Below are 24,046 nucleotides of genomic sequence, written 5' to 3'. Positions count from 1 at the left end.
TGGTTCTCCGGAGCCCTGTTCCACTTATTTCGCGCGAAATCCGTTAATCTCGACTTCCTTGACACCGTGGGTGGCCCAAGGCGTGGTGATTGGGAAGACAAGGCACAGCAAAGGAATAAATGCTGATTAGCGGACCATCGTCTCCTCCTTGGTTGTCTGGTGATTTCCCATTCCTCCGGAATCTTACTCTTCTCTGTTCAGAATTATAACACATGAGAGGCAGGACCACGTCTGGCCGTCGAAGCGAGTTCGCATTCAGACTCTTCGCCCAACAAACGGTGGCAGCAGCGAACGCAACTCTGTTGAAATTCCTGAAGGAGGGGGCGCTAAGGCCCACGATTAGCAGAGGCTTTCCGCTGTCCGAGGCCGCTGAAGCGGTCTGCCATCTGATCGGTCACAGATCAAACCTCCGGCCCCGGCGGGGCCGCCATCTCTCGACGGTCGGCCCCTAACCATGCAGGTACGCAGGTCGAGCATCAGACCATCCCGCTCGGCTGCGAGAGACGTTCCTGGAATTACAGTTGCGCGACAACACGAATCCGAAATTTACGTAAGGGCCAGTTTGCAATGCGGCGCAAGCCCATTGAACGCCGTGCCAAACTGGGCCTGATAAGCCGGGACGCGCTCCGCTCGAACTCCTACCGGCCGTAGTTTCCCGGCTGTGCTTTTTCGTCGGCCATTAAGCTGTTTCGGCTATAGGGGCAGGATGAGCCAAGATGCCGATCCGCGTCTGGAAGCCGAAGAGGCGATGCGCCACGCCGTAGCCGCTACGTGCGCCGTTGACCGCTTAAAGTGGTTGCGTGTCGCTCTGGCGTGGCAGGACCTTGCCCGGGCTCAGGTCCAGGGCCCCCGCCAACGCGGAGCATCCGCTGCATGAAGCTCACCTCCGAACGTCCCTTCGCCAACCCAGAAGCCGCAGCACGCAAGCTGGTCGAGATCGCCACGGGCATCACGCCCGTGCAGAACGGCCGCATCAACATCGAGAAGATCAACGCGCCCTTCCTCTACACGCTGAAGCCAACGGCCCAGAGATCGGCGCCGGCATCAACTACGCGGTCGATCGCGGCTGGCTCGAGCTGCATGAGAGCGGGACCTATGCGACTGTTGAGCCAAGGCGAGGATCGCACTGAGTAGGCCAAATCGGCCCCGTGCCGCTGGAGGTCCGCACCAAATCCGCAGCACAGGGCCGAAGGGTCCGCTCAGGCCAGCCCCGAGGCAGACGGCGCCATGATGCGCGACGTAGCCGGCGTGTGCACTAAGACAAAAGATGAACCAAGAAGAGGCCCCCCGGTCGGCTTGAGGGGCCTTGGGCCAGGTCGAGGTAAGGGGTCCAGTTCGCGGCCCGCGAAGACAGGCCAGAGAAGCGGCCCCGGCAGGGGCTGGCAAGCGCCGGAGCCGCTCCATCCCTTTTGAAGCACGCCCCGCCGAGCGCAAGCCAAGCATACGGCAGAAATCGAAGGCGTAAGCGTTTGTCGGCGCGGCAGCCTGACGCAGTCAAGTTGGGCTCTGGCGGGCGGAAGCCAGGCAGCGTCACCGACCACTTTGGTCAAGGCTCCTGAGATTTCAGTTGTCCACAGGCAACAGTTGGTCCGGTTCGTTAAGCGACAGGCCGATTTCATTTGCGCCACCAAAACCTCGGGGCGTAGCTTTATTGGCGCCGGGGCTGGACCATATTTCACCTATTTTTTTGACCCGGCGGGGCCGCAGCGGCATTTGACGCTGCGGCCTTTTTGCAGACTGCCAACAACCGGCGGGCCACGTTCTGGTGCTGCGGTTATGCACCGTTTATCCACAAGCAAGGATGAACCGATCACGCCCGGATCGTGAATCTGACCTTTCTGCGGATGGCGTGTGCCGCCAACCGTTCCGGTTGGGCTTTCTTTGCGATCGGCGCCGAGCGCTTTCGCCGTCCATCATCATCTGATCCATCACCTTGTCGATGTATCCGCGGCACAGAGAGCGCGGCCGTGCGCGTCCTTAAGCTTCATCACATGGCCTCCGAATTAGACCGGGCTTGCGCCGAAACCGCACGCGTATAGGTTGTAGCCGGGCTGAGGGGGATTCGATGGCTAAGACACCGATTTCTGCCGGTGATTTGGGCTGGATCATTCTCGAAGAGTTGAGGGATTGCGGCGATTGCCCGGTAGGCGTGGCACTTGCAGTCATTCCTGACCCCGACGCTGGTGATTGGCGTGTAGTCATCCAAGCACACAGCCGCAATGCGATGACAAGAACATGCCTGCGGCGCATTGCAAGTATCGAGAAGAGACTAAAAGTCGTCTATGCGGTGGATGAGGCGTGAAATCATGGGTCAACCCCGCTGATGGATCTTGGCCGAACTTATCAATGCAGCGGTGGCCGGCATCACGCAAGGTGACGAGCTTGCGCCCGCCAAAACGCAGTCTGGAGCCGGGCCACGATCCTATCAGCGGCGGCGATGGCAGTGGCGGGCTTTCTCCGCACTCCTCAACTTCAGCGGCGGCAATCACCGCCTGCTTTTCCTGACAGCGGCCGCGCTGCTGCTTGCGGTATTGCCGAGCGATCTAGGATATCCGCGGCGCACCGACGGCTGGATCGGGGAGCGACCGACGGATTGAGAGGTTCTCGTCCGATACACCGGCGGATTCCGAGGAAATGTGGATCAACAGTGAATTGCGCAATCAGACGCTACTCGCCCTTCACCGACGCGCTCTTTGTGTCCAAGGGAGAGGGGCTAAACGCAATCTTGGCAAAGCCACCAACAATCCTTTTTACCTCTTCCTCCGCGAGTTCGATTTTGCCGTCCTTTGTGGGTCATGAGTGCCTCCTGGTCCATGGCCAGTCTAGCCGCGCCGAATACCAGTGGAGCCTCCAATCAGCCTACATGACCTAGGTCACAAAAGCCCCACCCCTAACCCCAATCCTCTCTGCTCGCGCAACCCCCTCCGCCGCCCGCTTGCCAAAGCTAGCGCCTCGAACTGGCCGGCGGGCATTCTGCACGACCATGCAGCGCCTTAGTCTACGCCGTAAGGTGGTTACGAACCCTCCATAGAGCAGCACCCCTGTCGCCAAGGTGATGAGACTGAAAACGTGGTCCAAGTTCATCTTCGTCCTCGCCGGCTGCATCAGTGGCCATGAACCGGACAGTGAAGAAACCGGCCCGAATCTTCCGTGACGGCGCTCACAATGTCGGTCGCAGTCCGGACCTTGCCCGGCGGCAATCAAAATGGACTTTTGAACCGCAAGGCTGCTCCTCGCGACAGAACTTATGCTAGGGGCGAACGGGTCGAGTGGTAGCGTCATGCGTATCAAGACACTCGCGTCACATTTCCTCACCTGTATCGTGACCCTCGCCGCTCTCATTGGGGCGCAGCAAGCATTTTCCCGTCAGGCAGATGCCGGCGCGGGAGCTTCCATATTTGTTGATCAGATCGCGAATCGGGCCGTCAAGGGCGACAGGCTACCCTCTGTGCGAGCACTGCCTAACGACGCCCGTTGCAAGCCGCCGATTGACGTCGTGGGACGTTGTTTTGCCGACGCGAGATTGAACCCAGAGCCTAGCCTGACCTGAGTGGCACTCCTTGCCTGCTGAAGCCGCTGCTTCGCGAGGCGATTGCTTCTTATCAACGCGCCTTGATGTCAGCTTCCGGCAGCATTCAGCCTGGATTGGCTTTAGCCTCCGGTTATGCCGGTGAGCCGGAACAGCGAGTGGCGCCGGCGCCGTGTCGCGATTCAACATGGGACTCGTGATCGCGAGCGGACTTTCGATCGGACGTTGTTTACGCTGTTCGTGGTTTCAGCGGTCTATCTGTTGATCACTACGGATCATTCACGTCAGACCGAGCAGATCGTCTCGCAGGCCGTTCCGCAAGGTGATGCTGTGGGGAGGGTCTGAGATCGAAATTTGAGGTGAGGATGGTAGTTGGACCAGCATCTGAGCCGCTCCGCCTTTCTCGCTCGTGCACCTGCTTCCGCGGCTCAGGCATCAGCGCTCCGCGGAAGGAACGTATCGCGATCCATCGTCCGCCGCGGATTCTTTTCTTAGCAAGTCACACGCCTCTTAATCAGCGGGTCCCAGGTTCGAGCCCTGGTGCGCCCACCATACAGTCCGCCGAAACTCGCTGTGGAACGCGAGCCGTCGGAAAGGCCTGTTTTCGGCCGTTTTTCGCGATCGGTGATCACCGTTTTTGCGTCTCTGTCCGCAGGCCCCGTCTCCAGGGCACTTTTGAGCCGTCCGTCTCCGGCGGCGAAAATCCCGTTCCCGGCATGGCCTGTGAGAGGGGTACGGAGCGAGGGGACAGGGCTAAACCGCGCAAGGAGGATCGTGCGGCGGGCGCATCGCGGATGCGTTGGTCGAACGTTGGATGCCCACAGTTCGGCTCTGGGGGTCGCCGAGGCGGTGCTCGATCGAGCTCCAAATCTGATTGTTCGTGTCCGGTAATCCGGCCATGGCCACATTGTTCCCAAGTCGGCTCACCTGGAGCGAGCGCGCGGAGCTTTCCCGCCAAGCTTGGTCACAATTCTATTCTGTGGCCGACCTCGATCAACGCGTTGGTGGGCATCCGGAAGCGATCCACGGCATGTGCGGAATTGCGGACCATGAAGGCAAAGAGGCTCGTTCGCCAACGCGAGAGCAGCGAATTGCCTGGGCGATTTACCGGGTCGTATCGCTCGACATAGTACGTGGGCCGCTCCCAGGCGGGCACCCCCTCGCGTTTGGCCTGTGCAAGTACGGCAGGGAGATCGGGAACCTCGACGAAGCCGAAGTGAACCGTCATGTGCCACACGCCCTCGCCAAGCTTTTCGCATCTGATGCGATCATGCGCACTTGTGCGAGGCACGGCTTCAAAACTGACGGTAAGCGCGATCACGGTCTGATGGAGCGATTGGGTCTGCTTCACGTAGTTGACGATCATCGGTGGCATACCCGTCCCAAGGCGCGTCAGGAATACGCCGGTCCCGGAGACGCGTGCGATGTTTTCCTTCGCGAGGCGATCGAGGAAGTCTTCAATGAGTTCGGATCGCGCGGTGTTTCGACGGTGCAGCGCGGCTATGCCGTGGTGCCACGTGATCATCACCGTAAACACCAACGCGCCGAAGCCCAGCGGTATCCATCCTCCTTCCATGATCTTCAGCAAGTTGGCTCCGAAGAATGCCAAGTCGACGATTGCCAAGCTGCCGGCAACTCCAATCGATCGCCAAAGGCTCCAGCGCCAACGCACTCTCATCACCTCGAACAAGAGGACGGTGGTGAGCACCATGGTCGTGGAGACAGCGGTCCCGTAAGCACCAGCGAGCCGGTCCGAGCTGCCGAATGCAATTGCAAGAGCGACGGTAAAGATCATCATCGCCCAATTCACGAAAGGAGCGTAGATCTGGCCGTATTGATCGGCAGAGGTCTGGAAGATCTGGACGCCTGGAAACCAGCCGAGCTGCATGGCTTGCCTGGTCATCGAGAAGGAGCCGGTGATGATGGCCTGGCTCGCGATGATAGTCGCCAGAGTCGCAAGAGCCACCAAGGGATAGATCGCCCAGGCCGGCGCGAGTAAGAAAAAGGGGTTGCCATTACTGTTCGGCGCATCAACGAAATTGCCGACTTGGCCGGCATAGTTCAGGACCAGGGCCGGAAGGACTATGCCGTACCATGCCAGTCTGATGGGAGTTCGTCCGACGTGCCCCATGTCAGCGTAGAGAGCCTCACCACCAGTCAAGGCAAGAAAGACGCCGCCAAGCAGCATGAAGCCGGCGAGACCGTGACCGAATAGAAGCTTGATGCCATAGCTTGGATTCAATGCGGCCAACACGCCGATATGATGGACGATGCCGAGAAGTCCAAGCAATCCGATGGTGATGAACCAAACGATCATGATCGGGCCAAAGGCTCGGCCGACGGTTGCAGTACCGCGGCTCTGGAGTGCGAAGAGCGCGACGAGGATCGCTACGGCTATTGGCATCGTGTACGGCTTGAAGATCGATGTCGCCACATTCAAGCCTTCGACGGCGCTCAAGATCGAGATTGCCGGCGTGATGATTCCATCCCCGTAGATGAGCGCGGCGCCAAAGAGCCCGACAACGACCAGCCAGCGACCACGGCGCGAACCGTGCGCCCCCGTTATCGCCATCAGTGCCAGAATTCCGCCCTCGCCGTGATTGTCGGCGCGCATGACGAGGATGCCGTATTTGATCGAGATGGTGAGGATCAACGCCCAGACGATCAGCGACAATGAGCCAAGCGCCGCGTCGGCGGAGAAGCCCTGGCCCATGATCTGCTTGATTGCCTGCAACGTATAGAGGGGGCTCGTACCCAGATCGCCATAGACGATTCCGAGCGCGAGCAGAATCGTGGCCGGACTGGGAGACTGCCTGACGCGGGTCTGCGGCGAGCCGGTGAATCCAGTTTTGGCAGAAAGTGCCGAGATAGAGGTGTTAGGCATTGGAGCCACTGGTATCAAGCGGAGCGAGACGAACCCCTTCGTCCTGGGAATTTATCCGTACCTCTCTCTGCCCCGGACGCGATTCATGAAGCTCTTCGGCGAGCCTATCCGCGACCAGCTGAGCGAGTTCGTCGTGCTCGAGCCGCTGGCCGCCTTGATCAGAAACGGTGCTGTGATCCAGCAGGTCGAACCGATGATGAGGCATAATCGATTAACTCGCCTCGCCGAGTTTGTTCCGATCGGTGACGGCGAACTTGCCATTTTGATCAGTTGCCTGCGAAACTAGTCCTCGACACGTGCAGCCTTGACGTCACGACGAAAATCCTGGCCGAATACCGAACGGGCGTTTCCGCGGCGGGTACCAGTCACTGGCCTGCGGCGTATTCGAGCGTCCGATGGGGAGTTGCAGTCTCGGTTGTTAGACCCGCATTCATTCCTTGAATAGAACGTCGTGGTCGCGCGCAAAGGTCGCCAGCAGTGGCAGAGCTGCGCCGCCAATTGCGCGCGCATCGCGACCGACCGAGCCTTCGACCACCACGGCGTCGGTGAGTCCCTGTCGGTCCATTCGTGCCCATTGTTCGTTGGTTCTCTCGACAAGGCGTCGCCGCACGTCGGCTGGAAAGGCGCCGTCGATGACGATGGCTTCAAAGTCGATGACCGCCAGCAATGCAGCGATCGCCTGCGCCAGGGCTTCGGCGGCTTCGGCAATCCAGGCCTCGAGTGGTTCCTCGAAGCTCGACCAATCATCAGGCGAGAGCCAGATGTCAGTGCCGCGTCGACCGGCGGCGATCAGCCGACGCTCTAGTCGATAGATAGAGGCGGTGCGGATTAACTGTTGAAGGCTGGTCTCGCCGCTCTCTTCCCGTCGCATGATCGGCAACGAGCCGAGCGCTCCGGCGTTGCCGCTACGACCCGGAAACAGACTGCCGTTCAGAACGATGCCGCCGCCGACGAATGTGCCGACATAGAAATAAGCGAAGTCGCGGTAGGTTGCTCCTGCACCGAAGGTGAGTTCGGCCGCACATGCCGACGTCGCGTCGTTGTGGACGCGGATCGGCCATGGCCCGAAGCGGCGCGAGAGTTCGGTGGTAACGTTGAAGTCGCGCCACTTGCCGAGCGCGCCGGGTGGCGTTTGCAGATCAGCCTCCCAATTCCACAATTCAAACGGCATCGCGACGCCGATGCCGCTGATCCTGCCATGCAAATTCTCCGGCAGTGCGGCGAGAAGGTTTGGCATCTCGCGTTCCGCAAACGCCATGATGTCCTCAGGCAAGGGGAAGGCATAGATCGTGCGGCGCCTGGCCCGGATGCCGGCGATGAAGTCCATCAACACCAGATCGGAACTGCGCCGGCCGATCATCAGGCCGAGCCCGAAAGCTCCGTCTGGATTGAGCGAGTAGGGGACAGATGGCTGGCCGATCCGGCCCCGCTGCGGCTCGCCGGCGAGCAGCAATCCGTCGGCTTCCAGCCGGTTGATGATGACCGTCGTAGTCTGGGTCGACAGGCCGGTCAGGCGTGCGATTTCGACCTTCGCGAGGCAGCGATGGCGCCGGATGAGGGAGAGGATCAGGCGCTCGTTGTAGAGTCTCACCCCTGTCTGGGTGGTGCCGCGGCTTCCACCCGGCAAAGTCACCGGCGGGTTGGCCCCGGTAACCGGCGCTGTTTCATCCATCCTCGGCTCCCAAACCCTTGAGCTGTCTAACATTCGCGGCAGCCTAACCGGCACAGTGAACGGAGAGAAGCCGCGCGTCAATTAATAAATCGGAATGATTTATTTATTGACTCGGGGCGTCCTGTGCTCCTAGGATCACCAAACATGCGGGGTCGAACCGCTTACCAAACAAACGTCCCACGGGAGGGGATCAATGCGTCAGTCATTCGGGCTATTCACCGCACTCGTGCTTGCTTTCGGTGCTGCCGGCGCTTCCGCCGCTGACAAGCCGATCGTCGGGCTCATCACCAAGACCAACACCAATCCGTTCTTTGTGAAGATGAAGGCGGGCGCCGACGAAGCGGCCAAGGCCAATGACGTCGAGCTGCGCTCCTTTGCCGGCAAGGTCGATGGCGACAATGAGAGCCAGGTGGCGGCCATCGAGAATCTGATCGCCGCCGGTGCCAAAGGCATCCTGATCACCCCGAACGACTCTCGCGCCATCGTGCCGGCCGTGGAGAAGGCGCGCGCGGCGGGCATTCTTGTGATTGCCCTCGATACCCCGCTCGACCCGCCGAACGCGGCCGATGCGACATTCGCCACCGACAATTTTCTGGCTGGTCAGTTGATCGGGGAGTGGGCCGCGAAAACGCTCGGCGCCAAGGCGGCATCTGCGAAGATCGCACTTCTGGACCTCAACGTGAACCAGATCTCGGTCGACGTTGCCCGGGATCAGGGCTTCCTGAAGGGCTTTGGAATCGATCTCGGCAATCCCGCCAAGATCGGCGACGAGAAGGATGCGCGCATCGTCGGTCACGATGTGACGCTCGGCAGTGAGGAAGGCGGTCGCAAGGCGATGGAAAACCTGCTGCAAAAAGACCCCGGCATCTCGCTCGTCTACACCATCAACGAGCCGGCCGCGGCGGGCGCCTACGAAGCCTTGCGTTCGGTCGGTCGCGACAAGGACGTGCTGATCGTTTCCGTCGACGGCGGTTGCCCCGGCGTGCGCAACGTGAAGGATGGGGTGATCGGTGCCACGTCGATGCAGTTTCCGCTGCTGATGGCGGCGAAAGGCGTCGAGGCGGTGAAGGCCTTCGCCGCCGATGGCGGAAAGCCTAAGGCTTCGCCCGGACTCGACTTCTTCAACACGGGCGTCGAGCTCGTCACCGACAAGCCGGCAGCGGACCTGCCATCGATCGACAGCGCCGCCGCCTTGAAGAAATGCTGGGGTTGATCCCGTCGCTGACTTTTTACCTTTGGCGAGGAGAGGCGCCCGGAATCCGGGCGCCAGACAACAGCGGAGACTTTCGCCCCGAGCGCTATGGGCGCGTCTTACGCATGCAACGAGGAAAACGGCCATGACCGATATCGGCAACAGCCGACCCGCTGCCCAGGCCTTCGAGCTTCTCGTCGACAAGAGCGAGCCGCGCGTGGCCGAATTCGAGGTGCGTGCAAGATCGCCGTTGCAGAAGCTTCAGCACTTTCTGCATGCCAATCCGACCGCGGTGCCGGCGATCGTGCTCCTGCTCGGCGTTGCGGCGTTCGGACTCATCGTCGGCCCGCGCTTTCTATCGATGTTCAATCTGTCGCTGATCATCCAGCAGGTCACGATCATCGGTGTGATTGGCGCGGCTCAGACGTTGATCGTGATCACCGCTGGCATCGATTTGTCGGTTGGGGCCATCATGGTGCTGTGCTCCGTGATCATGGGCAAGCTTGCAGTCACCATGGGACTGGCTGCTCCACTGGCGCTTGTGATCGGCATCGCCGTTGGCGCAGGCTGTGGGGCTCTCAATGGCACGCTTGTCACGCGCGTGAAGCTGCCGCCCTTCATCGTGACGCTCGGGACCTGGTCGATCTTTTTCGCCCTCAATCTCTGGTACTCCGCCTCGGAAACCATCCGTTCGCAGGAAGTGGCGAAAGTTGCCCCGCTGCTCCAGGCGCTCGGAAAACCGGTGGACGTCCTGGGGGCCCGCTTTACCTATGGTTCCTTCTTCATGCTGGGGCTCATCGCCTTGATCTGGTTCGTGCTCAATCGCACAGCCTTCGGCCGCCATCTCTATGCGGTTGGCGATGATCCCGATGCCGCGCGGCTCGCCGGCATCAGGACCGACCGCATCCTGTTCTCCGTCTACGTGATTGCCGGCATGATTTGCTCGCTCGGCGCTTGGGCTCTGATCGGGCGCATCGGTTCGATCAGCCCGCAGGCCGGCCAGACGGCCAATCTCGACAGCATCACGGCGGTGGTGGTCGGCGGCGCCAGCCTGTTCGGCGGGCGCGGGTCGATCATCGGCACGCTGATCGGTGCCCTGATCGTGGGCGTGTTCCGAAACGGACTCGCGCTGTCCGATGTGGACGTGCTCTGGCAGGAATTCGCCGTCGGCTGGTTGATCATCATCGCCGTGGCGCTTGATCAATGGATTCGCAAGGTGTCGGCATGAGCATAGCTGCGAACGTTCAGAACTCCGAACCGCTCGTGCAGGCGCGCGGCCTCGTCAAGCGCTATGGCCGCGTGACGGCGCTCGATCACGCCGACTTCGATCTCTATCCGGGTGAAATCCTCGCCGTGATCGGAGACAACGGCGCGGGAAAATCCTCACTCATCCGCGCACTTTCGGGCGCACTTGTTCCTGATGCCGGCGAGATCAGGCTCGATGGTAGGCCAGTCGCATTCCGCTCGCCGCTCGATGCGCAGGCCGCCGGCATCGAGACCGTCTATCAAACGCTTGCGCTGTCGCCGAGCCTTTCGATCGCCGACAACATGTTTCTCGGCCGGGAATTGCGCCGGCCGGGCCCGCTCGGTTCGATCTGCCGCATGCTCGACCGGAAGGCCATGCAGCGCATCGCACGCCAGAAGCTCACCGAGCTTGGTCTCATGACTGTGCAGAGCATTAATCAGCGTGTCGAGACTTTGTCGGGTGGTCAACGCCAGGGCGTGGCAGTCGCAAGAGCCGCCGCTTTCGGCTCGCGCGTGGTGATCATGGACGAACCGACTGCGGCGCTTGGCGTCAAGGAATCGCGTCGTGTGCTGGAGTTGATCCTCGACGTGCGGCGGAGGGGCGTTTCCGTGGTCCTGATCAGCCACAACATGCCACACGTGTTCGAGATCGCCGATCGCATCCATATTCATCGGCTTGGTCGGCGATTGACGGTGATAGATCCCAAGTCCTATACGATGTCGGATGCGGTGGCTTTCATGACCGGCGCGCGCGTACCTGCTGAGATTGCGGCCTAAGGGACTCAAGCCAAGATAGATCGCATCCCAATTTGCGATGGGGGTGCGATCCGGGCTGTCGGATGGTTATCGGTGGCCGCACTCATCCACTGATCCATGCCTCGACCTCTGCTTTTCTCGGCAGATCCGCGCCTTGTCGGGAGCAAGTGATGGCGGCCGCCGTCACGGCGAATTCGATCGCGTGAGCCAGCTCCGGCGCGGTCAAATCTGCGATGCATTCTTTGCTCAATTTGCCCGAGCTGCTAAGATGGCTCAAAATCGCGGCGTGGAACGTGTCCCCGGCGCCGACCGTGTCGACGACATTGATCGGTTTCCCCGGCACCGAGAATTTTTCGCCGCTTTTCAGGTAGCTGGTCGCGCCATTGCCGCCGTGCGTGACGAGAACAATCGAAGGACCCGACGCAAACCAGTCGGCGACGACCTCATCGGTCTTCGCATCCTCGCCGTAAGCCGCGGCGATATCTTCCTCGCTTGCCTTGACAATGTCTGCGATCGACAGGAAGGCGCCGAAGCGTCTTTTCCAATCCTCGAGGTTGGGTGTGACGGTCGGACGCAGATTGGGGTCGACGGATATCACGCGGCGGCCAGCTTCGCGCCTGGCGAGCGCGAGATAGGCATCCGCAACGGGGGCCACAGCCAGCGTATAGGATCCGAATGTGAGCGCGCAAACTTCGGCCGGCAATGAACCTGGCAATGCGTCGATGCCGACTTCCCGGTCTGCCTTGCCTTCGCCGTGGAACGAATAGCTCGGCTGCCCCGACGGGTCAGTCGTAACGATTGAAATCGTCGTCAGGCGATCCGAGTTGACGACGTAATCGAGAGCGACCCGCTCCGATTCCAGCTTTCGTCGCAGGGCCATGCCCAAACGATCGGAGGAAATCCCACCGCAAAATGCTGCTGTTTCCTCAAGTCGCGCTAGGCCAATGGCCACGTTCAGTGGGGAGCCACCCAAGGTCACTCGCGCAGTCAGACCGGAATCCGGCCTTTCAACGACGAACAGATCCGCCAGGGCTTCGCCGCAAACAAGGATCATGGGGCGATCGTCCTGGTGGCGCACCTAAGCAAGTGATTGAATCCCTTCGGCACTAGCTGTCCCCCTTGAACAGCACATTTTGGTCGAGGAGAAAGCGGGCGAAGAAGGGAAGACTCGCGGCGCCCATCGTGCGGGCATTGGCTCCAATCGACCCTTCGCCAATCTCGAAAGGTGAAAGCCCTTGCAGATCGGAAGCGCTTTTTTTCTCGCGCACGAGAGTGACGAGCCGCTGCCGGATGTGCGCTGGAAAGCCACCGTCGATGACGACCTGACTGAAGTCGAGCACCGATGCCGATGCGACAATCGCTTGCGCGAGGCTATCCGACGCTTCTTCAAGCCAGTCATCGAGAACCGGGCCGAGGCTTTCCCAGTCCTGTGATCCGAAGAATGCGACGGGGTCAAGACCGGCACCAATCAGACGCTTTTCCAGGCTGTGCAGTGACGCCGAATGAATCAGTTGCCGCCTTTCCGCAGCTCCCGTGCTTCGGTTCTTGACGAGCACCGGCATGGAGCCGAGCGCGCCGGCGTTTCCCTGACGCCCCGAATAAAGCTCGCCGTTGAGAACGACGCCGCCGCCGGCAAAATAGCCGACGAAGACATAGAGGAAGTCTTCATATTCGCCGCCGCTGCCGAAAGTCAGCTCTGCGCCGCAGGCGGCCGTTGCGTCATTTGAAATCGAAACGGGCAGACCGCTGAGAGATTCGAGCTCGGCTTGCAGATTGCAGTTGCGCCAGGCTTCGAGCGAAGCATGAGGTGCGCCGACTTCGCTGCGCCAATTCCACAATTCGAAAGGAACCGCAACGCCAAGACCGGCGATCCGTTGCTTCTGTGCGCTGCCCAACTTTCCAGTCAGCTCAACCAGGCTGTCTGCAGTGAACCTGAGGAGATCGTCGACATCCGGGTAGGCGAAGGAACAATGGATCTGATCGCGCACCGATCCGACGAAGTCCATCAGCATGAGGCTCGCGGTGCGACGGCCGATGTGGAGGCCGAGCGCGAATGCGCCGTCGGGATTCAGCTTCAGGGGCACCGAGGGCTGCCCGACGCGACCGCGATTGGGCTCCATCCGAAGCAGCAATCCGTCCGACTCCAGCGCCTTGACGATGACGGAGGCGGTCTGGGCCGAAAGGCCGGTCAACCTCGCGATCTCAGCCTTCGGTAAACTGGAAAACCGGCGCACGAGAGAGAGAACAAGCCGCTCGTTATAGGCGCGAACGCCAACCAGATTGGTGCCGCGAGATCGCTCGCCAGCCAGGGGCGTTACGGCTCCCTCAGGTGTCATCGGGGCTGTTGAAGGGATACGCAAATTCCGGAATCCGGCTCTGAAGAGACGCAAATGTCCCTTCTTGGGCTGCCTTGGCGCTTAGCATGGCGCCGGCGAGGCGTCAATTAATAAACCAAAATGATTTAGTTATTGACATAGCGCCGGGTGGATGGGAGGGTAAGTCCGCGCCGGGACTCAGGCTTTGGACCTTGTGGCGACGTTGAGCCGAAGTCGCTCCCACGAACCGATCGCGAAAGCCGGAGTGATGTTTGCGAGGAGGGCATGTCCGCGTCCGATCAGGTCGCGGCAGTCCCTTCATACGAAGCAGTCGCGGGCTGCTCGCCCGCCTGAGCGGCAGCGTTTCCGCGACGTCAGGCCGACGACGTCTGCCGGTAAGGGTGCAGTCTGATCGCCGCGAAACATGAGGCAGCTGTCTTGAAAATGATCACGCAAGCTCTTCAAGTCGAACCCTTCGATCTGGTGGTTTTCGGTGGGACTGGCGATCTGTCCTACCGCAAGCTCTATCCGGCGCTGTTTCGCCGTCACCATGAAGGTCAGCTTTCACCGGGAACGCGCGTCATCGCCGTGTCGCGGCAGCGGATGAGCAGGCAGGAATTCGCCGTCGCCGTCGGCGATGCCCTGAAACGCTTCGATCCGGCTCGCGCTTGCAATACTGACGCGCTCGCAAGCTTTGTCGACTTGCTGGACTATGTCATCGTGGACGCGGGCGGTGATCTCGGTTGGGCGGACCTCAAAGCTGGTCTCGGCGACGACCCCGCGCGCGTTCGGGCTTTCTACTTGGCCACGTCGCCCGACTTGTTCGGGAGGATTGCCGATCGGCTTTCGGCGCATCAATTGATCACGAACGCGACGCGTGTGATCGTCGAGAAACCCATCGGCAAGGACGGCGCGTCGGCCGCCGAGATTAACGACGCTCTCGGCGAGGTGTTTGCCGAAAGCCAGATTTTCCGCATCGATCACTATCTCGGCAAAGAAACGGTGCAGAATCTCATGGCGTTGCGTTTCGCCAACGCCTTGTTCGAGCCCCTTTGGAACTCGGGTCATATCGACCACATCCAGATTACCGTGTCCGAAAGCATCGGCGTAGAGAGTCGCGCTGGCTATTACGATAAGTCGGGTGCGCTGCGCGACATGGTGCAGAACCATCTCCTGCAATTGCTTTGTCTCGTAGCGATGGAGCCGCCGGCGTCGCTCACAGCCGACGCGGTGCGCGATGAAAAGCGCAAGGTGCTCCAGTCGCTGCTGAAGATCGACGCGAGCAATGCTGCCGAGCGGACTGTGCGGGGGCAATATCGTGCGGGCGCCGCGTTTGGCGAAGCGGTGCGCGGCTATGCCGAGGAAGTTGGCGACCCTGACAGCGCCACCGAGACCTTTGTCGCGCTGAAGCTCGAGATCGAAAACTGGCGCTGGGCGGGCGTGCCCTTCTATCTGCGGACCGGCAAGAGACTGCCCGAACGCATTTCCGAGATCGTCGTCACCTTCCGTAAGGCCCCGCACGCGCTGTTCGCGGCGAGTGCGGGTAAGGTTCATCAGACCAAGCTCGTCATCCGGCTTCAACCTGATGAAGGCATCAAGCTCTGGTTGATGATCAAGGAACCGGGACCGGGTGGATTCCGACTTCAGCATGTATCGCTCGACATGAGCTTCTCGAAGGCTTTTGGAGGCCATGCACCCGAGGCCTATGAGCGGTTGCTGATGGACGTGATCCGCGGCAACGCCACCTTGTTCATGCGACGCGATGAGGTCGAGGCCGCCTGGGCGTTCATCGATCCGATCCGCCAAGCTTGGTCGGACTCGAAAGAGCCGCCGCGCCCCTATGTCGCCGGCAGTTGGGGACCCTCGGCCGCGATTGCCCTTATCGAGCGCGATGGTCGGACGTGGGTCGAGGACGGTGAATGGGCGTAACGGAGCCAGAAAGAGTTGCTGGCGCCTAAAGCCTTCGAAACAAGCGACACGCTGAGCTCCAAGCAGTTCACACAAGAGACAGAGGTCCAGGAATGGCTACTTTGAACGAGAGAATTGGCGAGGTCACAGAGGCAATCGTCCGGCGCAGCCGGGATGCACGGTCACGCTATCTCGATCGTATCGCCAGCGCAGCGTCCGGGGCGCCTCACCGCCGCCGTTTGGGCTGCGCCAATCAGGCGCATGGTTTTGCCGCTTGCGCGGCAAACGACAAGGATGCGTTGCGCCAGGGCGTGAAGCCAAATTTAGGCGTTGTCACCGCCTACAACGACATGCTCTCCGCCCACAAACCTTATGAGCATTATCCGGAACTGATCCGGTCCGAAGCGCGCGCGATTGGTGCGACTGCCCAGGTTGCGGGTGGTGTTCCCGCAATGTGCGATGGGATCACACAGGGCGAGGCCGGCATGGAGCTTTCCCTGTTTTCACGCGACGTCATTGCATTGTCGGTCGCGGTCGCCTTGTCGCACCAAACGTTCGATGCGGTTGCGCTCCTGGGCGTCTGCGACAAGATTGTACCCGGCCTCGTGATCGGCGCGTTGTCGTTTGGCCACTTGCCGGCGATCTTCATTCCCTCCGGGCCGATGCCGTCGGGCATTCCAAACGCCGAGAAGAATCGCGTTCGCCAGCTCTTCGCCGAGGGCAAGGTTGATCGAACCGCTCTATTAGAAGTCGAAGCGCGATCCTATCATGCGCCGGGCACCTGCACATTCTACGGCACGGCCAACACCAATCAGATGCTCCTGGAATTCATGGGCCTGCAGATGCCAGGCGCATCCTTCGTTAATCCGGACACGCTCCTGCGCGAGGCCCTGACCAGAGCGGCGGTCCGGCAGGTCATCGGGCTCAGCGCATTGGGTTCGCAGTTCTTGCCCGTCGGCCGCATGATCGACGAGCGTTCCTTCGTCAATGCAATGGCTGGCCTCGCCGCGACAGGCGGTTCGACGAACGCTGTGATCCATCTTGTTGCCATGGCGGCAGCGGCCGGACTGACGCTGCACCTGCGCGATTTCGAACAGGTTGCTGAAGTCATCCCGTTGCTGGCGCGGGTCTATCCGAATGGCCGGGCTGACGTGAATCAATTTCATGCTGCCGGCGGCACGATCTTTGTCATCCGTGAATTGCTCGACGCGGGTCTGCTGCATGCAGACGCGGCAACCACTTTTGCAGGGACATTGGCCTCGTACCGCCAGGAGCCGATCCTCAGCAATTCTGGCGCAGTCGTCTGGCGAGAAGGGCCGGCCACGAGCGCCGACGATGCGATTCTGCGCGGCGTCGAGAGGCCCTTCAGCCCCACCGGCGGCTTGCGAATTCTCGAAGGCGATCTTGGCAGGGCGGTCATCAAGACCTCCGCGGTCGCGCCTGAAAGGCATGTTATTGAGGCGCCGGCGCTGGTGTTTCATTCGCAGGAGGAGTTGCAAGCGGCCTTCAAGGCCGGGAAACTCGAGCGCGATTTCATCGCCGTGATCCGCTTTCAGGGACCGCGCGCGATCGGCATGCCGGAACTTCACAAGCTGATGCCGCCGCTGGGCGTCTTGCAGGATCGCGGCTTCAAGGTTGCGCTTGTCACCGACGGCCGGATGTCGGGCGCCTCAGGCAAGGTGCCCGCTGCGATCCATCTCACACCGGAAGCGCTCGACGGAGGCCCGATTGCCAAGATCCGCGACGGTGACTTCATCCGCCTGGATGCAGTCGCGGGAACGTTGACCGTTCGGGTGCCTGCCGACGAATGGGCGGCCCGTCCGCTTGCCAGCGAAGATCTGTCGGCCTCGCAGGTCGGAATCGGCCGCGAACTCTTCTCCCAATTGCGTGCGTCCGTCGGCCCTGCAGATGGCGGTGCCAGCATTTTCTGGGGGGTGAATGCATGACGTCTTTTCTTCCGCAGAGCGGACTCAAGGACATTTTGTGCCGCGCGCCGGTCGTTCCCGTCGTGGTGATCGAAAAGCTGGTCGACGCCATCTCATTGGCGCGTGCCTTGGTCGCTGGTGGTCTGTCCGCCATCGAAGTGACCCTGCGCACGCAGGCCGCACTCGAAGCGATTCGCATCATTGCCACTGAAGTCGAGGGCGCGATTGTCGGCGCTGGTACGGTGCTCAGCCCTCGTCAGCTGGAGGTGGCGCGTGAAGCCGGCGCCCGCTTCGCGGTGTCGCCCGGCGCGACGGATGCGTTGCTCAACGCGGCGGGCGCTTCGGGGATGCCGCTTCTGCCCGGAGTCGCCAGTGCTTCCGAGGCGATGGCGCTGATCGCGCGCGGTTATCGGTTTGCAAAATTCTTTCCAGCGGAGCCGGCCGGCGGGATGCCCTATCTGAAGGCGCTGGCTTCGCCGTTACCTCAACTGCAGTTTTGCCCAACTGGCGGGTTGACCCCGGAAACCGCCCCGAACTACTTCGCACTCCCCAACGTGATCTGCGTCGGCGGCTCCTGGATGCTCAGTCCCGAAGCGATCGCTGCGCGCGACTGGGAGGCTGTGACCGCCGCCAGCAAGCAAGCGGCAGGACTGCAGAAAATGAAACGGCAAGTCGGACCGTTGCCGTTTTGACGCGTAGTCTGCTGGCTCCATCAACTGGCGAATTTGCGCTTCAAACTACGATTTCTTGCGATGGCGTTTACTGGACGGGTAGCCCTTCGAGCGTCCTCCCGATCCAGTCCAGCCGGGGCGCTGGGACCAGACCATAGTTGTAAAAGTTCAGCCCTTTGGCGCCAGCCCTTACGCAGGCGTCGACTTGGCGTCTCAGGCCTTCGGCGCCGGCGACGTCATGTGGAAACACGCGGAGCCCGGCGCCAAGAAACTTTTCGTCCCCAAGCGCTGCTTTGCCCTGCGTCAGGGTCGCGGCGCATTCATCCGGCGAACGTCCATAAACGCAAAGAATCGCCCCGTCGCAGACCTTGCCTATCGCTTCGAGATCGCAGCCTCCGAGCCAGCCGTTGGCAACATCAATCAGGACGATGCGACTATCCGCGTGTGCGCGAGCCTTCATTTCCGCGATGAGACTTGTCACCGGCTCCGTTCGCCAAAGAAGATACTCATACAGCGCTGGAAATTGGCGGAAGCTGTCGAGACCGCGGGCAGGAAACTCCGGAAAACGCGGTTGCGGCGTCTCGCGCTCGCACGCCTCGACGATCCATTGTACGACCAGACGGCGGGCCGCCTCGGCGTCGACGCCGGCCGCCCCGGCACGTGCGCGACAGCACTCGCAGAAGCAAAGCGACAGGGCAAAATCGTCCTCGGCCGTCAGGCCGACGCCGTCCTTCTCGTGATGGAATTCATGAGCGAAGCCCATGAAGGACGGACTCTCGAGTTCGACGATGTCCGGGCGGTAGGCGTGAGTGACGTCCTCGACCAGGGCGCAGACATAGGCGCGCGCGTCGGGATGGGACGGACAGAGACTATAATGGTTCGGATCGCCGAACGCATTGCGCGTCGTAACGCCAGGGTGAAGGAGACCAAGGCGCGTATTGTGCAGGCACACTGTCCAGCAACAGACCTTCAGGCCACCGGTGTCGCGACGCCGCACGAGTTCCCGCAAGACATCTCCGCCCTGCGCGATGATATCGGCGACCTTCGGCCGGATCGCCACCCCGTCCCAACGCGACGGCGTCGGATGAAAGTAGATTGTCCCGTCTTCGGGAAAATAGGCCTTGCGGACCGGGCTGCGCGGTTGAAGGAAGCGGCCCGCGTGGTAGGACGTCGCGAGGCTCACGCTGTTCACGCCAGCGCGGTCTCGCAGTTCGTCGATGACGCGATCGAAGCCTATATCCAGCAGGTCCCAGCCGTAAGTCCACATTGAGCGATGCATTGGTGACCTTTCAGCGCGAAAGCACTTTTTTGCAGAGATAGAATTTGCATGCGTCAATATCATCGCCGCTGCAGACTGAATGATCTTTCATCATCAAGCCAGAATTGCTCGCATTGGGATCTCAAGAGAACAAGGCAAATCGCCGTCTACAGCGCTGCGATGGCGGTTATCTCGATGCGCAAGTCCGGGTCAGCGAGCCGTGCCTCGACGCAGGCCCGTGCCGGCGGCCTCTCTGGATCGACCCAGGCGTCATAGATGCGGTTCATCGCCTCGAAATCGGTGATATGCGGCAGGAAGACGTTCACCGCGACCAGTCTGGACTTGTCGGTTCCGGCTTCGGCGAGCAGAGCGTCGATCTTGGAGAGAACGTCACGCGTTTGATCCGAGATGTCCGCCTTGCGATTGTCGGCGACTTGGCCGGCGATATGAACCGCGCCGTTGTACGTCACCGCCTGCGCCATCCGTGGGCCGACCTTGTAGTATTTCATCATTGCAAGCCCTTGCCATTGTGAGATCGAACAGTTGGACGATATAGTCGAAGCGGGAGGCGCGCGACGACGCCTTTCGGGGAGCCAGAGTGACTTTGAGGTATGACGGTCCGATCATCGACGCGCATCATCACCTCTGGGACCTGAGCCTCGGTCGGCATCATTGGCTCGCGGTCAGCGCCGGCGAGCGTGGCGGTTTCGGTGATCTCGCGCCTCTCAGACGCAACTATCTCCCTGAGGACTATCGACGCGATGCGGCCCGGCAAAACGTCGTCGGCAGCGTTCACGTGGAAGCCGGTTGGGCGAGCGACGACTGCCTCGGTGAAACGCGGTGGCTCGAAACGCTCGACAAGACGAACCGGATCGCGGAGCGCTACGTCGTTCACGTTCCGCTGGCGAGCGCGCAAGCCCCGGCCTTGATCGAGGCGCAGGCGCGCTTTTCGCGCGTTGTTGGCGTCCGTGATATCTTGAGCTGGAACGAGGACCCGGCGCGCCGTTTCGCCGCTCGGGGCGATCTCATCGACGATCCGCAATGGCGCTCCGGCCTCGCACGGCTGGAGCCTCACGCGCTTGCCTTCGATCTGATGGTCTTTCCCGATCAGCTTGCCCGGGCCGAAAGATTGGCGCGGGACTTTCCGAACCAGCTTTTCGTTCTCAACCATTGCGGCAGCCCGATCGACCGCGATCCCGATGGCATGCTGCGTTGGCGGAAGGCTCTCGCGAGGTTGGGTCGCTCGCCCAATGTGTCGATCAAGATCTCGGATCTCGTGGCCTATGACCATCACTGGACACTCGAAAGTCTGGCCGAAGTGGTCCTCCACTGCCTCGAGTGCTTCGGTGCTGAGCGAGCGATGTTCGCCAGCGACTTCCCAGTCGCGGGGCTCCACGCTTCGTTCGATGAGGTGTACCAGGCCTTCAAGACCATCGCCTCCCAGCTTTCTGCCGATGAGCAAACGGCTCTGTTCTTTGCCAATGCGGCGCGCCTCTACCGGTTCGACGATTCCTCATCTTCGGCGCGACTCTCGACCTGAGACCAGGAGTAGAGCGAGGATGAGCGATCCGAAGAGAATGCTTCGCCACCCTGGCGAGGCGTTGACCACCGTAATGAGCGCTGTGATCGTCACGAGAAGTACGGCGCCGGGAATGGAGCCGGCGTATGTGCCCGAACCGCCGAGGATCGACGTTCCGCCGAGCACGACCGCTGCGATCGATGAAAGAAGGTACGGATCGCCGATCCCGACGTAACCCTGGCCGTTCATGCCGAGGAGGAGAAGCCCCGTCATCCCGGCTGTCAGGCCACTGATCGCGTATACAGCAACGGTCGTCGATCGGACGTTGACGCCGGAGAGGGTTGCTGCGAGCGAATTGGCGCCGAGCGCGAAGACGCGTGCGCCGAACGGCGTCGCGTGTAGCGCGATGAGCGAAAGGATCGACGCGACGGCCCAAACGAGGACACCGGCGGGGACGCCACCCGGCCGGGCGGATCCGAGCCACTCCAGCAATGGGCTCTGCGCGGAGACCGCGCTGCCGCCGGCGAGCAAGATCAAGAGACCTTGCAGAAAGGTCGCCATGGCCAAGGTCATGATCATGGGATGGGCACGCAAGAGAGCGACGCCGATTCCGTTGATGGCCCCAACCACGCTCGCAACGGCCAAGGTTATGAGCGCTGCAAACGCGCCACTGTCGTCGCCGGCAAATGAGACGAGAGGTACGCCGACAGCGCTGACCGTAATGATGGCACCGACCGAAAGGTCGATGCCGCCTGCAATGACGACGAACGTCTGCCCGATAGCGGCGAGACCCACGACGGCGCCGAGCTCGACGAGATAGCGGAGATGGCCAAAGGCGCCGAAACCGGGTTTCGCGAAGGAAGCAGCAATCCATAGTGCGGCGACCGTCAGGATGGTCAGGAAAGGCCGGCTCGTTACCAGCGCACGTCCCCGGAGCTTTGGAAAGCGGACCGTCTCTTTCGGCCTCATGGCGAACTCCTGCGCGCCGTAAATTCCGGCAGCGCGACGGCGCCGACGATGATCACGCCTTGCGCGATGTAGTGAGCGACCGGCGGGAAGCCGAGGAAATACATGACGTTGATCATGACGCTGAGGAGAAGGCTGCCGGCAACCGCGCCGCGCATCACCCCGCGGCCGCCGAGAAAGCCGACGCCGCCGAGAACCGCCGCCGCAATCGAGTTGAGCGTGAATGCCTCGCCGATCACCGGATCGCCCGAACCCGTTTGCGCTGCGACGAAGAGGCCCGCACAGGTCGAGAGCAGCCCGCTGAGGGCATAGGCGGCGATCCGTGCCGCGTCGACGGGCACGCCGGCGCGGTACGCCGCGACCGAATTTTCGCCGGCCGCGTAGAGGCTAAGGCCAAGGGGCGTGGCGAGATAGAGTTTCCAGAGGACGACGGTGAGGATGACGAGCAAGGTGGCCACAGGCGTGTCGCCGGCAAGCGAATCCGACAGCCATACGGGGATCGTGCCGCCCGGTCTTGGCAAGATCAGCAGAGCGGCGCCGCCAACAATGAAAGAGGCGGCAAGCGTGACGACGATGGCGGGCAGGCCAAGACGCACGACGACGATTCCGCAAGTCGCGCCGGTGACGATGCCTGCGACAATCACCAAAGCGGCGCCACCGGCGACGCCGAGCGGCCCGGCCATCGTGGTCGCGGCGATGACCGCGCCCAGACTGACCATCGCGCCGATCGCCAGGCTGACGCCGCCGGCAAGCATGAGAATTGCTTGCGCCATCGATACCAGCACGAGCGGCAGCCAGCTCTGTGAGAATTTTGCGACGCCGCTCACGCTGATGAGACCGGGAAAGAGATAGGCGTAAAGAGCGAGAAACGCCGCTACGACGATCAAGAGGCCTTTAACGCCTCGGTTGCGCTGTCGTTGTGCCGGCCAATAGAGCCGCGGTGCACTTCCGGCCGCGCTCATGCCGCCGTCCTCATGGGAGTCGCGCCCATCGAGGCGGCCACAATGGCCTCTTCGCTCAAGGCCTCGCGTTCAATGGTGGCAACGATCCGCCCCTCGCGCATCACGGCGACGCGGTCGCATAGATGAACGAGTTCGGGCGTATCGGAGCTTGAAAGCACGATCGCTTTGCCTTCACCGGCGAGACGGCGCAACAGCGCATAAATTTCGCGCTTTGTTTCGACGTCCACGCCGCGTGTCGGATCGTTCAGCAACAGAACTTGGGGCTCGGCTGGCGTCCATTTCGCCAGCGCCACTTTCTGCTGGTTGCCGCCCGATAACGCCTGCACTTGCCGCGTGAGATCGCCTTTGATCGTAAAGCGGTCGGCGAGCGCTCTGGCGAGCGCGCGCTCTTTCGATCGGTCACGCAACGACAGCCCAAATGCGCGCGCGAAGCTCGGCAGCATGAGGTTCCAGTCGATGCTGTGAATGAGATGCAGACCTTCGCGTTTGCGATCAGCAGGTACATAGGCAAGTCCCAGCGCATTGGCCTGGCGAACCGACCAGGGAAGCTTCGGCCGGCCGTTGAACTCTGCGGTCCGCGCGGAGGCGGGCAGGGCGCCATAGAGACTGAGGAGCAAATCCTCTTGTCCTTGTCCGACCAGTCCGCCGACGCCGAGAACCTCGCCGCGCCGGATCGAAATGTCGATGTCGCGCAAGACGCCGGCGGAAAGACCCGCGACCGATACGATGAGATCGCGCTCGGCCGTCCGTGTCCAGGCAGGGAAGAGGTGGCCCGTATCGCGACCGACCATCAGTCGTACCAGATCAGCCGCCTCGACGCCCTCGAGTGACCGATCCGCGGTGACGACGCCGTCCTTGAGGACGGTAACGTGCTGGCACAACCGCATGATTTCGTTGAGCCGATGCGAGATGTAGAGAATGGCGACGCCTCTCGCGCGAAGGCGGTCGAGCAAGCCCGTCAGAGTCTCGACCTCGTGCGCGGACAAGGACGACGTCGGCTCATCGAGGATGAGAACGCGCGGCTCTCGAAACAAGGCCTTGGCGATCTCGACCATCTGGCGCCGGCCAAGGGGCAGGTCGCCAACCGGGATCGCCAAATCCTCGTCGAGTCCGACGAGGTCCATCGCCGCCCGCGCGCGCTTGGCGAGCGAGCGGTAGTCGATCAATCCATAGCGGCGCGGCAGCGCGCCAAGGCCGATGTTCTCGGCGATCGAGAGCTGGCTGGTGAGGCCCAGCTCCTGTTG

21 protein-coding genes and 1 pseudogene are annotated in these 24,046 nt (G+C 61.6%); 13 read left to right on the top strand and 9 right to left on the bottom strand.

Features of this window, described 5'->3' with window-relative positions:
- Positions 1-212 precede the first annotated feature (212 nt).
- The 5 genes and pseudogenes from SO156_RS41670 to SO156_RS41650 form a co-directional block, all read left to right on the top strand.
- Entirely contained in the window at positions 213-452 is a 240-nt protein-coding gene (locus SO156_RS41670; RefSeq protein ID WP_498538860.1) for a zinc-binding dehydrogenase, read from the top strand.
- A 421-nt stretch (positions 453-873) separates the two neighbouring features.
- Positions 874-1,134, top strand: a complete 261-nt coding sequence (locus SO156_RS41665) for a hypothetical protein (protein WP_498538859.1) — start codon at positions 874-876, stop codon at positions 1,132-1,134.
- Between the two features lie 931 nt (positions 1,135-2,065).
- A complete protein-coding gene (locus SO156_RS41660) occupies positions 2,066-2,302 on the top strand; it encodes a hypothetical protein (protein ID WP_498538858.1) in 237 nt (78 codons plus the stop codon).
- Positions 2,303-2,330: 28 nt separating this feature from the next.
- Positions 2,331-2,597 carry a hypothetical protein gene (locus SO156_RS41655; protein WP_498538857.1) on the top strand — a complete coding sequence of 89 codons (267 nt, stop codon included), beginning with the start codon at positions 2,331-2,333 and terminating at the stop codon, positions 2,595-2,597.
- A gap of 1,083 nt (positions 2,598-3,680) precedes the next feature.
- Positions 3,681-3,874 (top strand): annotated as a pseudogene (locus SO156_RS41650) (hypothetical protein); the annotation flags it as partial.
- A gap of 619 nt (positions 3,875-4,493) precedes the next feature.
- Here the strand turns inward: SO156_RS41650 and SO156_RS41645 are convergent.
- Positions 4,494-6,413 (bottom strand): potassium transporter Kup, encoded by a 1,920-nt coding sequence (locus SO156_RS41645; RefSeq protein ID WP_498538856.1) that lies wholly within the window; start codon positions 6,411-6,413, stop codon positions 4,494-4,496.
- A gap of 85 nt (positions 6,414-6,498) precedes the next feature.
- Between SO156_RS41645 and SO156_RS41640 the strand changes: the two genes are divergently transcribed.
- Positions 6,499-6,699 (top strand): hypothetical protein, encoded by a 201-nt coding sequence (locus SO156_RS41640; RefSeq protein WP_498538855.1) that lies wholly within the window; start codon positions 6,499-6,501, stop codon positions 6,697-6,699.
- Between the two features lie 144 nt (positions 6,700-6,843).
- On the opposite strand, the gene SO156_RS41635 is transcribed toward SO156_RS41640, so the two are convergent.
- Positions 6,844-8,085, bottom strand: coding sequence for an ROK family transcriptional regulator (locus SO156_RS41635; protein ID WP_498538854.1), 1,242 nt, complete (start codon positions 8,083-8,085; stop codon positions 6,844-6,846).
- Positions 8,086-8,278: 193 nt separating this feature from the next.
- Here SO156_RS41635 and SO156_RS41630 point away from each other — a divergent pair, with 193 nt between their 5' ends.
- The 3 genes from SO156_RS41630 to SO156_RS41620 all read left to right on the top strand — a co-directional run bounded on the left by SO156_RS41630 (position 8,279) and on the right by SO156_RS41620 (position 11,299).
- Positions 8,279-9,298 carry a sugar ABC transporter substrate-binding protein gene (locus SO156_RS41630; protein WP_458146717.1) on the top strand — a complete coding sequence of 340 codons (1,020 nt, stop codon included), beginning with the start codon at positions 8,279-8,281 and terminating at the stop codon, positions 9,296-9,298.
- A 124-nt stretch (positions 9,299-9,422) separates the two neighbouring features.
- Complete coding sequence (locus SO156_RS41625) at positions 9,423-10,505, top strand: ABC transporter permease (protein WP_498538853.1); 1,083 nt, start codon at positions 9,423-9,425, stop codon at positions 10,503-10,505.
- The gene (locus SO156_RS41620) at positions 10,481-11,299 is read left to right on the top strand and encodes an ATP-binding cassette domain-containing protein (protein ID WP_449382771.1); all 819 of its coding nucleotides are present in this window, start codon (positions 10,481-10,483) and stop codon (positions 11,297-11,299) included. The genes SO156_RS41625 and SO156_RS41620 overlap by 25 nt, the downstream gene beginning before the upstream one ends.
- An 82-nt stretch (positions 11,300-11,381) precedes the next feature.
- Here the strand turns inward: SO156_RS41620 and SO156_RS41615 are convergent, their stop codons facing one another.
- Complete coding sequence (locus SO156_RS41615; protein ID WP_498538852.1) at positions 11,382-12,332, bottom strand: carbohydrate kinase family protein; 951 nt, start codon at positions 12,330-12,332, stop codon at positions 11,382-11,384.
- A 52-nt stretch (positions 12,333-12,384) separates the two neighbouring features.
- On the bottom strand, positions 12,385-13,614 hold the full coding sequence (locus SO156_RS41610) for an ROK family transcriptional regulator (protein ID WP_498538851.1): 1,230 nt from the start codon (positions 13,612-13,614) through the stop codon (positions 12,385-12,387).
- 423 nt (positions 13,615-14,037) lie between these two features.
- Between SO156_RS41610 and zwf the strand changes: the two genes are divergently transcribed.
- The 3 genes from zwf (at position 14,038) to eda (ending at position 18,118) form a co-directional block, all read left to right on the top strand.
- Positions 14,038-15,522: a glucose-6-phosphate dehydrogenase gene (gene zwf, locus SO156_RS41605; RefSeq protein WP_498538866.1), complete on the top strand. Its 1,485-nt coding sequence runs from the start codon at positions 14,038-14,040 to the stop codon at positions 15,520-15,522.
- A gap of 92 nt (positions 15,523-15,614) precedes the next feature.
- On the top strand, positions 15,615-17,447 hold the full coding sequence (edd, locus tag SO156_RS41600; RefSeq protein WP_458146722.1) for a phosphogluconate dehydratase: 1,833 nt from the start codon (positions 15,615-15,617) through the stop codon (positions 17,445-17,447).
- Positions 17,444-18,118, top strand: a complete 675-nt coding sequence (gene eda / locus SO156_RS41595; protein WP_458146723.1) for a bifunctional 4-hydroxy-2-oxoglutarate aldolase/2-dehydro-3-deoxy-phosphogluconate aldolase — start codon at positions 17,444-17,446, stop codon at positions 18,116-18,118. The genes edd and eda overlap by 4 nt, the downstream gene beginning before the upstream one ends.
- 67 nt (positions 18,119-18,185) lie before the next feature.
- On the opposite strand, the gene SO156_RS41590 is transcribed toward eda, so the two are convergent.
- Together SO156_RS41590 and SO156_RS41585 are read right to left on the bottom strand one after the other, a co-directional pair.
- The gene (locus SO156_RS41590; protein ID WP_498538850.1) at positions 18,186-19,376 is read right to left on the bottom strand and encodes a hypothetical protein; all 1,191 of its coding nucleotides are present in this window, start codon (positions 19,374-19,376) and stop codon (positions 18,186-18,188) included.
- 146 nt (positions 19,377-19,522) lie between these two features.
- On the bottom strand, positions 19,523-19,867 hold the full coding sequence (locus SO156_RS41585) for a RidA family protein (protein WP_458146725.1): 345 nt from the start codon (positions 19,865-19,867) through the stop codon (positions 19,523-19,525).
- A gap of 86 nt (positions 19,868-19,953) precedes the next feature.
- Here SO156_RS41585 and SO156_RS41580 point away from each other — a divergent pair, with 86 nt between their 5' ends.
- Entirely contained in the window at positions 19,954-20,895 is a 942-nt protein-coding gene (locus tag SO156_RS41580) for an amidohydrolase family protein (protein WP_498538849.1), read from the top strand.
- Here SO156_RS41580 and SO156_RS41575 read toward each other — a convergent pair.
- The 3 genes from SO156_RS41575 to SO156_RS41565 form a co-directional block, all read right to left on the bottom strand.
- Positions 20,869-21,843, bottom strand: coding sequence for an ABC transporter permease (locus tag SO156_RS41575; protein ID WP_498538848.1), 975 nt, complete (start codon positions 21,841-21,843; stop codon positions 20,869-20,871). The genes SO156_RS41580 and SO156_RS41575 overlap by 27 nt on opposite strands.
- Positions 21,840-22,802, bottom strand: coding sequence for an ABC transporter permease (locus SO156_RS41570; protein WP_458146728.1), 963 nt, complete (start codon positions 22,800-22,802; stop codon positions 21,840-21,842). The genes SO156_RS41575 and SO156_RS41570 overlap by 4 nt, the downstream gene beginning before the upstream one ends.
- A partial coding sequence (locus SO156_RS41565) for a sugar ABC transporter ATP-binding protein (protein WP_498538847.1) occupies positions 22,799-24,046 on the bottom strand: 1,248 nt, incomplete at its 5' end. The genes SO156_RS41565 and SO156_RS41570, both read right to left, overlap by 4 nt.

The sequence above is a fragment of the Bradyrhizobium sp. UFLA05-125 genome, from assembly GCF_059803515.1.
Note: the sequence above shows the minus strand (reverse complement) of the source record. Positions and strands in the feature narration are given on the sequence as shown.

What these genes read in the sequence shown, in the direction of transcription:
- SO156_RS41640 (WP_498538855.1), top strand. Translation starts at nt 6,499, where the DNA reads ATGAAGCTCTTCGGCGAGCCTATCCGCGACCAGCTGAGCGAGTTCGTC.
- SO156_RS41635 (WP_498538854.1), bottom strand. Translation starts at nt 8,085, where the DNA reads ATGGATGAAACAGCGCCGGTTACCGGGGCCAACCCGCCGGTGACTTTG.
- SO156_RS41660 (WP_498538858.1), top strand. Translation starts at nt 2,066, where the DNA reads ATGGCTAAGACACCGATTTCTGCCGGTGATTTGGGCTGGATCATTCTC.
- zwf (WP_498538866.1), top strand. Translation starts at nt 14,038, where the DNA reads ATGATCACGCAAGCTCTTCAAGTCGAACCCTTCGATCTGGTGGTTTTC.
- SO156_RS41630 (WP_458146717.1), top strand. Translation starts at nt 8,279, where the DNA reads ATGCGTCAGTCATTCGGGCTATTCACCGCACTCGTGCTTGCTTTCGGT.
- SO156_RS41590 (WP_498538850.1), bottom strand. Translation starts at nt 19,376, where the DNA reads ATGCATCGCTCAATGTGGACTTACGGCTGGGACCTGCTGGATATAGGC.
- SO156_RS41665 (WP_498538859.1), top strand. Translation starts at nt 874, where the DNA reads ATGAAGCTCACCTCCGAACGTCCCTTCGCCAACCCAGAAGCCGCAGCA.
- SO156_RS41575 (WP_498538848.1), bottom strand. Translation starts at nt 21,843, where the DNA reads ATGAGGCCGAAAGAGACGGTCCGCTTTCCAAAGCTCCGGGGACGTGCG.
- SO156_RS41645 (WP_498538856.1), bottom strand. Translation starts at nt 6,413, where the DNA reads ATGCCTAACACCTCTATCTCGGCACTTTCTGCCAAAACTGGATTCACC.
- edd (WP_458146722.1), top strand. Translation starts at nt 15,615, where the DNA reads ATGGCTACTTTGAACGAGAGAATTGGCGAGGTCACAGAGGCAATCGTC.
- SO156_RS41620 (WP_449382771.1), top strand. Translation starts at nt 10,481, where the DNA reads ATGGATTCGCAAGGTGTCGGCATGAGCATAGCTGCGAACGTTCAGAAC.
- SO156_RS41570 (WP_458146728.1), bottom strand. Translation starts at nt 22,802, where the DNA reads ATGAGCGCGGCCGGAAGTGCACCGCGGCTCTATTGGCCGGCACAACGA.
- SO156_RS41670 (WP_498538860.1), top strand. Translation starts at nt 213, where the DNA reads ATGAGAGGCAGGACCACGTCTGGCCGTCGAAGCGAGTTCGCATTCAGA.
- SO156_RS41585 (WP_458146725.1), bottom strand. Translation starts at nt 19,867, where the DNA reads ATGATGAAATACTACAAGGTCGGCCCACGGATGGCGCAGGCGGTGACG.
- SO156_RS41610 (WP_498538851.1), bottom strand. Translation starts at nt 13,614, where the DNA reads ATGACACCTGAGGGAGCCGTAACGCCCCTGGCTGGCGAGCGATCTCGC.
- eda (WP_458146723.1), top strand. Translation starts at nt 17,444, where the DNA reads ATGACGTCTTTTCTTCCGCAGAGCGGACTCAAGGACATTTTGTGCCGC.
- SO156_RS41615 (WP_498538852.1), bottom strand. Translation starts at nt 12,332, where the DNA reads ATGATCCTTGTTTGCGGCGAAGCCCTGGCGGATCTGTTCGTCGTTGAA.
- SO156_RS41625 (WP_498538853.1), top strand. Translation starts at nt 9,423, where the DNA reads ATGACCGATATCGGCAACAGCCGACCCGCTGCCCAGGCCTTCGAGCTT.